At 46.7% G+C, this 13555-nt stretch carries 15 protein-coding genes and 1 tRNA gene; 9 read left to right on the top strand and 7 right to left on the bottom strand.

Translation table 11 applies throughout. The features are described from left to right. Positions 1-308 (bottom strand): transcription antitermination factor NusB (locus tag H6F50_RS15095; RefSeq protein WP_277879349.1); only part of this gene is annotated, 308 nt, incomplete at its 3' end. A 365-nt stretch (positions 309-673) separates the two neighbouring features. Here H6F50_RS15095 and H6F50_RS15100 point away from each other — a divergent pair. Both H6F50_RS15100 and H6F50_RS15105 read left to right on the top strand, forming a co-directional pair. Next, positions 674-1822: a GerMN domain-containing protein gene (locus tag H6F50_RS15100; RefSeq protein ID WP_190429322.1), complete on the top strand. Its 1149-nt coding sequence runs from the start codon at positions 674-676 to the stop codon at positions 1820-1822. Between the two features lie 60 nt (positions 1823-1882). Next, on the top strand, positions 1883-2020 hold the full coding sequence (locus H6F50_RS15105; RefSeq protein WP_190429323.1) for a hypothetical protein: 138 nt from the start codon (positions 1883-1885) through the stop codon (positions 2018-2020). A gap of 45 nt (positions 2021-2065) precedes the next feature. On the opposite strand, the gene H6F50_RS15110 is transcribed toward H6F50_RS15105, so the two are convergent. After that, complete coding sequence (locus H6F50_RS15110) at positions 2066-3211, bottom strand: PspA/IM30 family protein (RefSeq protein WP_190429324.1); 1146 nt, start codon at positions 3209-3211, stop codon at positions 2066-2068. A 193-nt stretch (positions 3212-3404) separates the two neighbouring features. On the opposite strand from H6F50_RS15110, the gene H6F50_RS15115 reads away from it, so the two are divergent. Then, complete coding sequence (locus H6F50_RS15115) at positions 3405-4601, top strand: Coenzyme F420 hydrogenase/dehydrogenase, beta subunit C-terminal domain (protein ID WP_190429325.1); 1197 nt, start codon at positions 3405-3407, stop codon at positions 4599-4601. 61 nt (positions 4602-4662) lie between these two features. Here H6F50_RS15115 and H6F50_RS15120 read toward each other — a convergent pair whose 3' ends face one another. After that, positions 4663-5892: a methionine gamma-lyase family protein gene (locus H6F50_RS15120; protein ID WP_190429326.1), complete on the bottom strand. Its 1230-nt coding sequence runs from the start codon at positions 5890-5892 to the stop codon at positions 4663-4665. A 172-nt stretch (positions 5893-6064) separates the two neighbouring features. Here H6F50_RS15120 and H6F50_RS15125 point away from each other — a divergent pair, with 172 nt between their 5' ends. Continuing rightward, complete coding sequence (locus tag H6F50_RS15125; protein WP_190429327.1) at positions 6065-6916, top strand: acyl-CoA desaturase; 852 nt, start codon at positions 6065-6067, stop codon at positions 6914-6916. 82 nt (positions 6917-6998) lie between these two features. Here the strand turns inward: H6F50_RS15125 and H6F50_RS15130 are convergent, their stop codons facing one another. The 3 genes from H6F50_RS15130 to H6F50_RS15140 form a co-directional block, all read right to left on the bottom strand. Further along, positions 6999-8258 carry a glutamate-5-semialdehyde dehydrogenase gene (locus tag H6F50_RS15130; protein WP_190429328.1) on the bottom strand — a complete coding sequence of 420 codons (1260 nt, stop codon included), beginning with the start codon at positions 8256-8258 and terminating at the stop codon, positions 6999-7001. 4 nt (positions 8259-8262) lie between these two features. Next, the gene (locus tag H6F50_RS15135) at positions 8263-8679 is read right to left on the bottom strand and encodes a hypothetical protein (RefSeq protein ID WP_190414425.1); all 417 of its coding nucleotides are present in this window, start codon (positions 8677-8679) and stop codon (positions 8263-8265) included. 280 nt (positions 8680-8959) lie between these two features. Then, a tRNA-Gly gene (locus H6F50_RS15140) sits at positions 8960-9031 on the bottom strand. Positions 9032-9292: 261 nt separating this feature from the next. On the opposite strand from H6F50_RS15140, the gene rseP reads away from it, so the two are divergent. From rseP to rpsN, 3 genes are all read left to right on the top strand, one after another. Then, on the top strand, positions 9293-10384 hold the full coding sequence (rseP, locus tag H6F50_RS15145) for an RIP metalloprotease RseP (RefSeq protein ID WP_190429329.1): 1092 nt from the start codon (positions 9293-9295) through the stop codon (positions 10382-10384). Positions 10385-10473: 89 nt separating this feature from the next. Further along, the gene (gene nth / locus H6F50_RS15150; protein ID WP_190414427.1) at positions 10474-11190 is read left to right on the top strand and encodes an endonuclease III; all 717 of its coding nucleotides are present in this window, start codon (positions 10474-10476) and stop codon (positions 11188-11190) included. 58 nt (positions 11191-11248) lie between these two features. Continuing rightward, complete coding sequence (gene rpsN, locus H6F50_RS15155; RefSeq protein WP_190414428.1) at positions 11249-11551, top strand: 30S ribosomal protein S14; 303 nt, start codon at positions 11249-11251, stop codon at positions 11549-11551. A gap of 63 nt (positions 11552-11614) precedes the next feature. Here rpsN and H6F50_RS15160 read toward each other — a convergent pair whose 3' ends face one another. Beyond that, positions 11615-11944: a hypothetical protein gene (locus tag H6F50_RS15160; RefSeq protein ID WP_190414429.1), complete on the bottom strand. Its 330-nt coding sequence runs from the start codon at positions 11942-11944 to the stop codon at positions 11615-11617. 189 nt (positions 11945-12133) lie between these two features. Here H6F50_RS15160 and aat point away from each other — a divergent pair, with 189 nt between their 5' ends. Together aat and crtA are read left to right on the top strand one after the other, a co-directional pair. Further along, positions 12134-12709 (top strand): leucyl/phenylalanyl-tRNA--protein transferase, encoded by a 576-nt coding sequence (gene aat, locus H6F50_RS15165; RefSeq protein WP_190429330.1) that lies wholly within the window; start codon positions 12134-12136, stop codon positions 12707-12709. 85 nt (positions 12710-12794) lie between these two features. After that, positions 12795-13555, top strand: a 761-nt coding sequence (gene crtA, locus H6F50_RS15170) for a cyanoexosortase A (protein WP_242029049.1), incomplete at its 3' end; no start/stop codon positions are given.

Here is a 13555-nt window from a genome sequence, read left to right on the forward strand (position 1 = left end):
ACGGTAGTATTCACAGCTGCCGACACAGGGATTCGGTCTTGATAACGAAGTTGATATAAGCCTAGATGCAGAATTGCGCGGAGGTCTAGGGGTTGTTGGTGGGCTTTCTTTTTACCTAGATGGTCGATGAGTGCATCGAGCGATCGCTGTCTTCTCACACTCCCATAAACTAACTCTGTCACTAAGCGCCGATCGGTAGCACTTAAGTCTGCTTGGCGCAGCAGTCGGTCGAGTGCCACGTCAGCAAAAGCGCCTTTACGGTGGACATCTCGAAGTGCCAGAAATGCTATTTGACGAGGATTTTGCATACTAAATAGTATGCGTTAGCAGATACATTTGGAAGCATTGCTGTCTCACTTTGACTCAGCCGGTTTCTCTTTATGTTTTCATTAAAACAACGATTTACACGTTCCCTTCAACTGTCTGTGTCACTCTCTTGATTGTCCCAGCGACCGCCACAAGGCTTCAGGAGACGCAGAAAACCCCTGTTAGCCTTCAAACCCCATTTTTTCTCAGACAGAACGTCTCTGCTTTTTCTGGAAACAACTCACAAGGGCTTGTTTCCACTTAATGTCACTCCAAGTATTGACACACCACTTCACCAGTTTTCTGCTGACGGCTTTCTACAGTAGAGAACGTAAGTAATTAGTCATTCATCCATCTCAGAAACAAAATGCACCGCATCCGTAAATCAGCTTTATTTTCTTTTTGCTTGTTATTAATAGTTTCGGGTATCAGTGCTTGTGACACTCAAGTTACAGATGCCGCACCCTCCTCAGAAACACCCAAAGTCGTAACCGAATCATCAACCAAACCCTCGACCGAACCAACTCAGCCCCAATCAAGCTTAGAGGTATCTTCTTCAGAAAAAACCGCTCAAACTAAACAAGCTGTTCAAAGCAGCTTCGAGCCGGTGAAAGCAACCCCAAAAAAGGTAAAAGTCTTTTTTCCTAAAAACCCCCAAAGCGGGCAAGATTTCACTTATGTTGAGCCAGTTTGGCGAACAACAAACAGTCCGAGTACAGCCCAGTTTGCCATTGAGCAATTAATCGCAGGGCCTACAAGTCAGGAAAAAGCTCGTGGTTTAATCGACCCTATTGAATTCAAGGGCAGTTCCAACTGCGGCAAAGATTTTACGATTTCCATCACGAATGGAATTGCTAAACTGAAATTCTGTAAGTCGGTAATTTCAGGAGGTACTGGAGATGATGCTCGTCAAAAATTCTCTATTAATACCACCCTTAAGCAATTTCCAACTGTCAACTCAGTTATTATTCTGGATAGAAACGGCAAATGCTTAAACGATCAAAGTGGCGAGAATACTTGCCTAAAGAAAGCCGAAAAACTGACAACTGAATCGGGGCTATCGATTGACGGACTTGGGTCAGTTAAAATTAACATGACTGTTGCTGAGGCATCAGGCGTTGCTGGGACTCCAATCGTGCCATCCCGGCAAAATCCCAATCGCGTCTGTGACTATTACAAGCCAGCAAATGGGCCAGAGGGTGTTACTTTTATGGTCACGCAAGGCCGAATCGCTACAGTAGAAATTGAAACCAATAAAATTACCACTGTTCATGGTATCAAAGTTGACGATACAGAAAGCCTGATTAAGTCTACTTATCCCGGACAAATTCAGGTAAGTCGTCTTCCCAACAGCGAAAAAGGTAAAGCCTGGATCGTTCAACCAAGCAGCTTTGCTGACAAAGACTTGCGTCTCGTGTTTGTGTCTACGAATGGCAAGACTGTTAATCGCATGATTGCTGGTAAAGTTCCAGAAGTGAATTATGCAGAAGGCTGTCTTGATGTTCGCCCTGGTTGATAGGGTTTTAGTATAAATTTGCTAACCCAGCTAGTTTAACTGGCTGGGTTTGGCGTTTTAGTGGAAGGTGATAAAGCGATCGCGCTCCTACATTACCTATCTGCACGGAAGAAGTGGAACCACGAAGACGCAAAGAACACGAAGGAAGAGAAAGAAAGAGCGATCGCGCTTTTTCCTTTCCCCGTCTGCCCTAAATAATGAAGCAGGGTAAGCGAGTCTATTTCCTATGCGACAGTCTGCCTTTTAAAGGTTATCTAGTTGCTTTTTTAAGTCTTCTAATTCGTTATCAACTGCTAAATTAGATTTAGAGGAAGTAGTAGTTGGGTTAGCTGCCGGTAGTTGCGCTTGGGTGGTGGAAGAACCAGTCAACTGCGCTTTCATTGCTGCCAATTCATCATCAACGTCATTGCCGGATTCGAGCATGGCAAATTGCTGATCTAAATTATTGCCAGTAAGCTCGGCTGCTGCTGTGGAACGAGCTTCTAGTTCCAACACTTTTTCTTCCATCCGCTCAAAGGCTGCCATCGATCCGCTGGTATTCAGCCGACCGACTGTGTTTTGCAGCTGCTCTTGAGCCTTGGCAGCTTGTATTCGTGCCTTAAGGATGGGCTTGTACGCTTTGGCTTCAGAAACCTTACTTTCAAAAACAGCTAAATTGCGCTTGAGCGTATCTACCTGAGCTGTTCCCTGGTCTATTTGGGCTTTTAGAGTGCTTGCGGTTTCAGCGTGAATCTTTTTCCTCAAGATCGCTTCACGAGCCAAATTCTCATCCTCTTTTTGGAGAGCCAACTGAGCGCGTTGATGCCAGTTGTTCACTTCGGTTTGAGCTTGGTTGTACTGTTGCAGGAGGCGTTTTTGAGCGACTATGACTGGAACAACAGCTTTACGCAACTTCACCAAGTCTTCGTGCATATCCTCAATAGCTAGCTCTAGCAGCTTTTCGGGGTCAATTCCTTGTTGAATGAGCCGAGCCAAGCTAGCGATACCAAGCCCAGCTACAGCTCCAGCAGCTGCCATAGGAGCCATACCAACAGCAAATGCAGTTCCCCCAGCAGCTACTCCTACGCCGCCAATAGCACCTGAAATACCCGCACCTGCTGCTGCTCCTGCTGCTGCCGCACCAAGAGACCGAGTATTTCGCTCTGCTATTGCTCTTATTGCTTCATAAAGGGCAAGACCAGTTAATGCTCCAGCCGCACCTAAGGGAACTGCGCCAACGCTAAAACCACCGCCTTTTGCGACTATTCCAATTTTGCCGATGGCAGCACCAGATGTAGCCCCTCCAGCCGCAAATGCTGTACCATCTCCGAAGTTACCTGTATAGTTTTCACGGTTAATATGGTTAATCTCAGCTCTGACTATGCGGCTGATGCGCTCAAATAATCCCATAGCTATATGTTCCCGTTTGCTTATTAACTTTCTATTAAGCAGTCTGCACCCTCATAAGCATAGAAAAAGTTACTTGTTGCGTCTTCGTAATAATTACTGAAATCCTTATCACCTCTCTCAGTTTTTATGTAAAAGTAAGCTTTGAGCTATCTTGCTCAGATAGATGTTTTTAGTTAATAAACTGCCCTTAATTATGACTTCGGTGCGCCCTCACGATAAAGCCAAAGCCCTCAAACCTTCTAGTCGTCGCCCTGCTAAAGAACTCTGTAGCGAGTGCGGGCTATGCGACACCTACTATATTCACTATGTCAAGGAAGCGTGTGCATTTCTTAATCAGCAGATAGCGGAACTGGAAGAACAAATCCACGGAAGAAGCCGCAATCTAGATAATCCCGATGATTGGTACTTTGGGGTTAGTCAAGAGATGATGGCGGCGCGGAAAACTGAGCCAATCGAGGGGGCGCAGTGGACGGGAATTGTCAGCACCATTGCCATCGAAATGCTCAATCGCGGCATGGTTGAAGGTGTCGTCTGCGTCCAGAATACGAAGGAAGACAGATTTCAGCCAATGCCGATAATCGCTCGCACGCCAGAAGAAATTCTGGCAGCGCGGGTGAATAAGCCAACGCTGTCGCCTAATCTTTCGGTATTGGAGCAAATTGAGCAATCTGGGATGAAGCGGCTGTTGGTAATTGGTGTTGGTTGCCAAATTCAAGCATTACGAGCCGTTGAGAAGGAACTGGGATTAGAAAAGCTTTACGTTTTGGGTACGCCCTGTGTCGATAATGTTAACCGCGCCGGGTTGCAAAAATTCTTGGAAACCACTAGCCGTTCCCCGGATACAGTGGTGCATTACGAGTTTATGCAAGATTTCCGGGTTCACTTCAAGCACGAAGATGGCTCTACGGAAATGGTGCCTTTCTTTGGACTAAAGACAAACCAGTTAAAGGATGTTTTCGCTCCTTCTTGTATGAGCTGTTTTGATTATGTGAATTCTTTGGCAGATTTAGTCGTAGGCTACATGGGCGCTCCCTTTGGCTGGCAGTGGATTGTGGTGCGGAATGACACTGGCAAAGAAATGCTGGATTTGGTGCAAGATCAGATAGACACGCAGCCAGTCATGTCCCAAGGAAACCGCAAAGAAGCTGTACAACAAAGTATCCCCGCCTACGATAAAGGCGTCACTCTCCCGATGTGGGCGGCAAAGCTGATGGGAGTCGTGATTGAAAAAATTGGCCCCAAAGGTTTAGAGTATGCCCGTTTCTCAATTGATTCCCACTTCACCCGCAATTATTTGTATGTGAAGCGCAATCATCCAGAGAAGTTAGAGGCGCACGTACCAGAATATGCCAAGCGGATTGTCGGGCAGTATAAATTGCCGGAATCTTGAAGCTTTCGCGCCAAGACGCAAAAGCGCAAAGTTTTTCTTGGCCTCTTGGCGCGAAATTATTCTAAGCTGGCCCCACAGCTTCAATTGCGGCTTCTAGCGCGATCGCTACATGAGTCCAATGGGTTCCCCCTTGACAAAATACAACGTATGGCTCTCGCAGCGGCCCATCGGATGACAATTCAGAGGTGCTGCCTTCAATAAACGTACCTCCAGCCATCACTAACTGGCTCTCATATCCCGGCATATCACCGGGTATGGGATCGACATAGGAATCGATAGGCGAGTGCTGTTGAATGGCTCGACAAAAGGCAATCATCTTCTCACGCGAACCCAATTTGATGGCTTGAATCACGTCTCGACGGGGTGCCATTGGTAAAGGATTCACTGCATAACCCAATTGATCGAAAACGTAAGCCGTCAGGTGGTTTCCTTTCATGGCTTCCCCGACCATTTGCGGTGCGAGGAACAATCCTTGGAACATCAAGCGATGTTGATCGAAACTGGCACCGCCACTACTGCCAATTCCGGGTGCAGTCAAACGACAGGCAGCCGCTTCTACTAAGTCTGCCCGACCCGCAACATAGCCGCCAGCTGTTACGATAGTACCACCAGGATTTTTAATCAAAGAACCAGCCATTAGATCGGCACCGATAGCGGTGGGTTCCTGTTCTTCAATAAATTCCCCGTAACAATTATCGACAAAACAGACTGTGTTGGGATTTTGTTGTTTAACCAGGAAAACAATTTTTTCAATGTCGGTAATCGAAAGACTAGGACGCCAGGAATAGCCGCAGGAACGCTGGATTAACACGAGACGAGTGCGATCGCTAACTGCTGTCGCCAGCGCTTGCCAATCAATAATTCCTTCGCCAGTAAGAGCCAATTCTTTGTAACTAACGCCAAAATCAAGTAAGGAGCCTTGGCCTTGCCCTCGCAAACCAATAACTTCTTCTAGCGTGTCATAGGGGGCACCGACCACTGCCAGCATTTCATCTCCAGGACGAAGAACGCCAAATAAGGCACAGGCGATCGCATGAGTACCGGACACAAACTGCACTCGAACCGCAGCAGCTTCGGCACCCATCACGTCTGCAAATACCCGATCGAGCGTCTGACGCCCTAAATCATCGTGACCGTAGCCGGTGACACCAGCGAAATGGTGCGCCCCCACCCGATGGTGACGAAAGGCTTCCAGCACTCGTTTGAGATTTTGCTTGACTGTCGCGTCAATTGCGGAAAAAATCGGAAACAGTACCTTTTCTGCTTCCTGTAGCTGTTGAAAGCTGTTCATCAATACCTGGAGAAAGAGATTTCTTATTTATTTTAGATTTTGGAGCTTTTAGCAATGTAAAAATTTGCATTTCCAGTAAAAGCGGGGCAAACAAGCCGCCCTTACAAAATCGAGACCAAAATCCCAAATCCAATAGCAGATTGGGCTGCACAATTCTTATCAAGGTTACTGCATGACTGTTGCGACCACAACGAAAGATCAAGAACAGGTGAGACAAGACTCGCCTCTCCGTCCTGATTGGGTCATTATTATCTACATGGCTGCGTTACACATCGCAGCGCTTTTCGCCCTATTTCCCAGTAATTTCAGCTGGGCTGCGGTTGGTGTCGCCGTCTTTTTCCACTGGGTGACGGGTGGCTTGGGAATTACGCTGGGATTTCATCGTCTGGTAACGCATCGTAGTTTCCAAACGCCTAAGTGGTTAGAATACTTCTTTGTTCTCTGCGGCACCCTTTCCTGCCAAGGAGGTCCGATTAACTGGATAGGCATACACCGCCTCCATCATCTGCACTCGGATGAAAACTTAGATCCTCATGATTCCAACAAAGGCTTTTGGTGGAGTCACATGGGCTGGATGCTTTATCAAAACCCTGCGGATACGGACATCCCTCGCGTTACTAAAGATATTTCTGGCGACCCAGTTTATCAATTTTTACAAACCTATTTCATTCCCATTCAGGTTGTCTTAGGTCTAATTCTTTACGCCTTGGGCGGTTGGCCTTTTGTGGTTTGGGGAATTTTTGTTCGAGTTGTAGCGGTGTTTCACTGCACTTGGTTTGTCAACAGTGCAACGCATAAATTTGGCTATCGCACTTACGAATCTGAGGATCGATCGACTAATTGTTGGTGGGTGGCTTTACTCACCTATGGCGAAGGTTGGCACAACAACCACCATGCTTTTCAATATTCCGCTCGACATGGCTTAAAGTGGTGGGAAATTGACCTAACGTGGATGACCATTCAATTTCTTCAGTCGCTCGGTTTAGCCTCAAAGGTAAAACTGGTCGAAGAGAGTAAACAATAAATAGTTAAAAGGCAAAAGAGAGCGGAAAGAAAGGATGAAGGATGAAGCAGTTTTTCCCTTCATCCTTCTCTCTTTTGCCTTTTTAGTTGTGTCCCTGCACGACGTGCTTAACGGTGGTAAAAGATTCTAAGCCAATCGGCCCTCGGCGATGTCCTTTTTGGTTAGACATTCCCAGAAATAAGGAGTCTCCGCCCTTGGGGTTACGCGAAAATCGGGGAGAAGAATTGAGATAGACTGAGGCACTATTAACGCCGAGAGCAAATTGGCGGCTTTCTTGATAGGATTCAGAAACTAGACAGTCGGCGTGACCGCTGCTGTATTGATTAATACAAATAATGGCTTCCTCGATACTCTCTACCAGTTTAAAAGCCACAATCTTATCAAGATAGGCTTGACTCCACTCTAATTCTTCAGCTAGTTTCAAATCTGGAAATTGTGTCACCAAATCCCTATCTCCTCTGAGTTGAAACCCTTTTTCCTTAAGACTGTTCCAAAGCATTGTTAGAGAAGAAGGTTTGCAAGCTGGATGAATCAAAACCTTTTCAATCGCATTAACAGGGTCTGGCTCGCTTTGATGACTGTCTAAAATTGCGTTCCGAGCCATCTCTAAGCTACCCGTAGGCGACCAATAGAGGTAGCAGTTTCCCATCGCCGACTTCAAGACGGGTGCAGTTGAGAGCTGGATCACTTTTTGGACTAAACTAGGGCGACCATAGGGAATCACCAAATTAATGTATCGGTCTTGAATGACTAAATCCCGAATGGAAGCGCCTTGCTCTGATGGTAGTAGCTCCAGACAACCCGGTGGCATACCTGCTCGTTCTAAGGCTGATTGTAAAACTTGGGCAATGACCGTATTAGAGTGGCTAGCTTCACTTCCACCTCGGAGAATCAGGCTGTTGCCAGTTTTCAGACACATCCCGGCAGCGATCGCTCCTAGCTCCGGAAAGGCTTCGTAAATCAATGCAATGACCCCCAGCGGCATTAGCTGAGAGTAAGTTTGCGAGTGTTCTAGCTGATAAGTCGCGTTCATCACCCGCCGGATCGGATCGGACAACTCAGCTAACCGTTGCAAAATGTGGATGGTGGTTTGCAGCCGCTCAGGTGTCAGCTTCAGCCAATCTAAAATCAGCTCATGTGCTGCCATTTCGCGACTGGCTTCCAGATCCAGGGTGTTTGCTTCCAAAATATCGTCTAAGGATCTCTGAAGTGCCTGCGCCATTGCGGCGACAGCACGGCTGCGCTCTACTCCCTTGGTAGTTGCCAATTCCAGGGAAGCTTCATAAGCGCGACGAACAGCGTTCATTGGGTCGGGGGTCGGAGTAATATCGTTGATTGCCATTGGGCTAACGTCGGTGAGTCAGCCAGATGATCAGCGCTGGCACCAATAGCGCCAACACGCTCACCATCGCACACAGCACAATAATGATACCAGGAGGGGCGGGAGGTGAAATCTGAGCTAAGCAAAGCCCTGCGATCAGTACCACCGCAATGATTCCTAAGGAAACAGGTAGGTAGCTGTCCCCAAGCCCTGGATGAGCAGTACTCCAGCGATGACCCGTCCACCGCCACGATCGCTTGTAGGGATAGCTTGTAGACAGTTGTTCGATCGCATACCCACTCTCTTCAACCACGAAGATTTGCTGACAGCGATCGCAGCCAAACGCTTCTGTCAGCGTAATCGGTACTAAACGCCCTCTACGTCGGCATGGGCACGGGTAATCGTTATTTAAGTCAATCTTCTGATCTTTCTGAGATGGCACAAGCGCTATTTAAACAAAGATATGAAAGTGTTAACTTAAGATTTTCGGAACCGGGTTCGTCTGTTAGACTTTTTTTAGTTTGCACCTAGCAACCGCCTTTCTTCGGACTGGGTACTACTGAATGAATGCCTTTAAAGACACAGACAATCTAGGCGAATTTTAACACTGTAAACCTTTGCCTAGAAATGCTCCGACTTATAGATAATCAGATTTATCCTCTGTACCTCTGAAGATCTATGCCTGAAGAAAGGGCTACTTCTTATATGATTTTAACCAGAAGAGCGGGTAACGCGATTCGAACGCGCGACATTCACCTTGGCAAGGTGACGCTCTACCACTGAGCTATACCCGCAAAACTTTATCTTTATCTAGATTCTCAAAATTTTCAGCATCTGTCAACTATCTTTTTTAATCATTTCATTAACCACCCGATGAAATTTGAAGTTGGCGAGAGTGGGAGCGCTTGGTGAAGCGATTTCTGCGGGGAGGCGAGGAAGGAATTCCTGACTCTGTATTTTGACGCTTTCCGGCTCCTCTTCCCTGAACTCACCCAGCTTCCGGACGCAACACCGTAGAATGAAGAAGTATGTAGTTAGTTGAATTAATTATTAATATGCCTGTTTTTGCGGCGATCGCAGTCTTGGCGCTTTTGATTGTGGTACATGAGCTGGGTCATTTCATGGCAGCTCGTCTTCAAGGAATTCACGTCAACCGCTTCTCCCTCGGCTTTGGACCGATCCTCTGGAAGTACCAGGGACCGGAAACAGAATATGCCATCCGGGCTTTTCCCTTAGGCGGATTTGTCGGTTTCCCTGATGATGACCCCGACAGTGATATTCCCCCAGAAGACCCCAATCTACTACGCAACCGGCCCATTCTCGACAGAGCCATTGTCATTAGCGCTGGTGTCATCGCCAACTTGCTATTTGCTTACTTGCTGCTAGCGACTCAACTGGGTCTTGTAGGCGTTCAGGAATTTAATTATCAGCCTGGTGTCCTGGTTCCCCAAGTCGCCTCAGACGTAAGTTCTGCTGCACTCAAGGCTGGCATCAAAGCAGGAGACATTATTCTCTTAGCAGACGGTCAACCACTGAAAGCCTCCAAGGAAGCCATTCCAAAGCTTATGGAGGTAATTCAGAACAATCCCAACCAGCCGATCCCGCTGAGCGTTGAACGTCAAGGTCAAATCATTTCCCTGACCGTGACACCGCAACCCGGAAGCGATGGGAAAGGTCGCATCGGTGTCCAGCTAGCTCCTAGCGGCAAAGTAGTGCGTCGGCACCTCAAGAATCCTGTAGAAGTTTTGACCACTGCGGCTACAAAGTACCAAGAATTTGTCGTTTTAACGGCTCAGGGCTTTGTACAACTGATCAGTAACTTTGGCGAAACAGCCGATCAGGTTGCTGGGCCGGTTAAAATTGTGGAACTTGGTGCCAGTATTGCCAAGTCAGACGCAGCGAATCTGTTTCAGTTTGCTGCCTTGATCAGCATTAACCTTGCGATTATCAACATATTGCCTCTACCGGCTCTAGATGGCGGTCAGCTAGCTTTCTTATTGATTGAAGGCTTGCGGGGTAAACCTTTGCCGACTCAAATCCAAGATGGCATTATGCAAACTGGTTTGATGTTGCTTCTGGGTTTGGGAATTTTCTTGATTGTTCGAGACACTGCTAACCTGGAGTGGGTTCAAAAACTCTTGCAATGAACGCAGTTGTCTATCGTTTTTAACAATGGATAACTGACCTGTACGGGCGCAGGGTCATGCGCCCCTACCAACTAGACAATTGACGATTTATGAACATTACCCGTACATGGTCAGCTAAGCAGCAGCGTGCTTTGGAGATTTTGATTCGCCTGAAGCGATTGTATCCAGATGCACCCTGTACGCTGAACTACGAGACGCCGGTACAGTTATTGGTCGCAACCATTCTCTCCGCTCAATGTACCGATGAACGGGTGAATCAAGTAACCCCCTCCTTATTTTCTCGGTTTCCCGACGCCCCAGCTTTGGCAAACGCTGATATTGCCGAGTTGGAAACCCTGATCCGTTCAACCGGCTTTTATCGCAATAAAGCTAAAAATATTCAAGGTGCCTGCGTCCTGATTGTGGAGAAATTTAAAGGACAGGTGCCAAAACGAATGGAATTGTTGCTGGAATTACCAGGAGTAGCGCGAAAGACGGCGAATGTCGTTCTGGCTCACGCTTACGGCATCAATCAAGGCGTAACAGTGGATACTCATGTGAAGCGCCTCAGCTACCGATTGGGTTTGACAGAATATACAGACCCAGTGCGGATAGAGCGAGATTTAATGAGACTATTGCCCCTAGAGGATTGGGAAAACTGGTCAATTCGGTTGGTCTATCATGGTCGGGCAATTTGTAAAGCCAAAAATCCGGTGTGCCATGCTTGTGTCCTTGCGGATTTGTGTCCTTCTGCTAATTTGTCGCCCTCAGATTCTGTAAATATTAGCCTCGCCACATCTCCTCAAATTGTGGAAGCTTCTAATTGATACCATCCGCTAGAATGGAGAATGGTGTCTTTATTGCTGGAACAAAGTAGGATAATTCATGGCTAAAAAGAGCATGATTGAGCGGGAGAAAAAACGCCAGAAGCTGGTAGATAAGTATGCCGCTAAGCGTGAAACGTTGCAGGAAGCATTTGAGAATGCAACAACCCAACAACAGAAGCTGACGATTCATCGGCAGATACAGCAACTGCCGCGCAACAGTGCGCCCACACGACTACGGAATCGCTGCTGGGTGACTGGGCGTCCTAGAGGCGTATACCGGGATTTTGGTCTGTCTCGCAACGTTATGCGGGAATGGGCACACCAAGGCCTGTTGCCGGGAGTTGTCAAGTCTAGCTGGTAGTCTTTAGTCTTTAGTCTTTAGTCTTTAGTTGATTGCGTTTGACCAATGACTATTGACTATTGACTATTGACCGCAACAGCGGTCGATGCCAAGACTGTCTAAGAGCAATTCACTGACTGCATTCGCGATCGCAAACTCGCTATAAAAACTTCTGGAAAAATCAAACGCCTGCATCTCTGTCAGAATGGCAATCACCAGGGAACCCAGGTCGTTTTCCCCTTCCATCCGCTGGCGGACATAAATCTGGGAAGCTCGTTGGGCAATCTCTTGATTGACAGCCTCTGGAATAAACTCTTCATCGAGCCACTTGTGTAATGCGCTTTGCAGCCATTTGCCTTCCTGTTGAGGATTTTCGGCTGGTGGTAAGGTGATCGGTGGGATAGGTTGAGACATTTTCACGTATCAGCTTTTCGCTTCTCAGCTTTTAAATTTCAGACGCCGACTCAATGATTCTAAAAGTTGGGGCAGTATTTTAGATATTAAGGTGGTTCTATCTCATCAGGACATCTATGCAGCCATTTGTGGCTGTTAGAGATATACATAGATCGGATAATACGTCATTAACCCGCTTGGATTGAGTGCATGGAGTTTGATATTCCCACCATTATTCAGGGGTATGCCCAAGGCTACTTCCTGATGGCGGATGACGACAATGGCTTGGGATGGTATTCCAGCCGTCAGAGAACACTCGTTCCCCTCGATGGGCAGTTTCGCTACCCGAAGTCACTGCGGCGTGTTCTCAACCAAGAACGCTTTACTGTTGCTGTCAATCGGGATTTCCAGGGTGTAGTGGCTGGGTGTGCGGATCGAGAAACAACGTGGATTTCCCCAGAACTACAAGAGATTTATTTGGCACTCTATGAAGAGGGTTGGGCTTATAGCTTCGAGACTTGGCAGGGAGAGGAACTGGCTGGAGGAATTTTAGGACTTGTCATCGGGGGTGCGTTTATTGGGGAATCTATGTTCTACCGGATTCCAGAGGGGTCAAAGGTGGCGATGGTGAAGTTGGTGGAAAGATTGCGATCGCGCAATTTTGCTTTCTTTGACGCCCAAATGATGAATCCCCATTTAGAGCGCTTTGGTGCTTACATCATTGACGATCCACAATATCAAGTCCTATTACGGAAAGCGTTGCAGCGTCGGTGTTCTTTAGTATAGCCGCAGCCAGCGGGTGTGTCCTACCGAGCAAAACTTTTATCGAATCATGAGCAGGCTAAAACTTGTCAAAGACTTGAAATTCTGGTTGATAGCGATCGCGGCAGGCTTAATTACAATTCATCTTACTTTGACTTGGAGGAGTGGCAATACTGAACTGCTGAGTACAAGTTTCTTATTTTGGGCTGCGGTATCATCCCTGCTTTGGCAGAAACGGGACGGATTAGAGCTAAAAAGCGATGATTTTTCTAGCATTTTTGGGTTCGCACTGATTAGTTTGGTACTCTTTAAAAGTCTTTACCCCGGCTATGGTTTTACCCTTCACGTTACACCTTTGATTTCAATGCTGGGCTTGGGTTTAATTGCCTCTGGGGTTAAAGGATTAAAACAGTATTGGCGGGAATTGCTGCTACTGGCTTTTTTCGTCTTAAATCAAGAATTAATATTGAAATTTTTTAATGTATCTTTATTAACCGCTAAATTTACATTTATTTTTCTTTGGTTTTTAGGATTCCCCATTGTGCAGCGAGGGGAGATTTTAAGTTTGCCAACCGGGTCTGTACAAATTGGCGGAGCTTGTGCTGGTGTAGGTACTATCCTTCAGCTATTGGGCTTAGCTTTAGTTGTTTTACTCATTTTTCCAACTAAATTAAAGGAAAAGATTTTATTACCATTCGTTGCTGTCATCGTAGCCTTTACGCTAAATGGGATACGAGTGGCTTTGATGACTGTTTTGGCAGGGTTATCAAATAAAGAAGCTTTTGAATATTGGCATCTTGGTGATGGTTCTGTAATCTTTTCTATGATTTCTGTATTTATTTTTGGATTAATTTGTCGATTTTGGCTGTT

Origin of the sequence: Coleofasciculus sp. FACHB-712 (assembly GCF_014695635.1) — a bacterium.
In the GTDB taxonomy this organism is placed as follows: domain Bacteria; phylum Cyanobacteriota; class Cyanobacteriia; order Cyanobacteriales; family FACHB-T130; genus FACHB-T130.

Bases quoted from the DNA above. Each gene is read 5' to 3' on its own strand.
- nth (WP_190414427.1), top strand. From the start codon at position 10,474: ATGAACATTACCCGTACATGGTCAGCTAAGCAGCAGCGTGCTTTGGAG.
- H6F50_RS15130 (WP_190429328.1), bottom strand. From the start codon at position 8,258: ATGGCAATCAACGATATTACTCCGACCCCCGACCCAATGAACGCTGTT.
- H6F50_RS15110 (WP_190429324.1), bottom strand. From the start codon at position 3,211: ATGGGATTATTTGAGCGCATCAGCCGCATAGTCAGAGCTGAGATTAAC.
- aat (WP_190429330.1), top strand. From the start codon at position 12,134: ATGGAGTTTGATATTCCCACCATTATTCAGGGGTATGCCCAAGGCTAC.
- H6F50_RS15100 (WP_190429322.1), top strand. From the start codon at position 674: ATGCACCGCATCCGTAAATCAGCTTTATTTTCTTTTTGCTTGTTATTA.
- H6F50_RS15115 (WP_190429325.1), top strand. From the start codon at position 3,405: ATGACTTCGGTGCGCCCTCACGATAAAGCCAAAGCCCTCAAACCTTCT.
- rseP (WP_190429329.1), top strand. From the start codon at position 9,293: ATGCCTGTTTTTGCGGCGATCGCAGTCTTGGCGCTTTTGATTGTGGTA.
- H6F50_RS15120 (WP_190429326.1), bottom strand. From the start codon at position 5,892: ATGAACAGCTTTCAACAGCTACAGGAAGCAGAAAAGGTACTGTTTCCG.
- H6F50_RS15160 (WP_190414429.1), bottom strand. From the start codon at position 11,944: ATGTCTCAACCTATCCCACCGATCACCTTACCACCAGCCGAAAATCCT.
- rpsN (WP_190414428.1), top strand. From the start codon at position 11,249: ATGGCTAAAAAGAGCATGATTGAGCGGGAGAAAAAACGCCAGAAGCTG.
- H6F50_RS15125 (WP_190429327.1), top strand. From the start codon at position 6,065: ATGACTGTTGCGACCACAACGAAAGATCAAGAACAGGTGAGACAAGAC.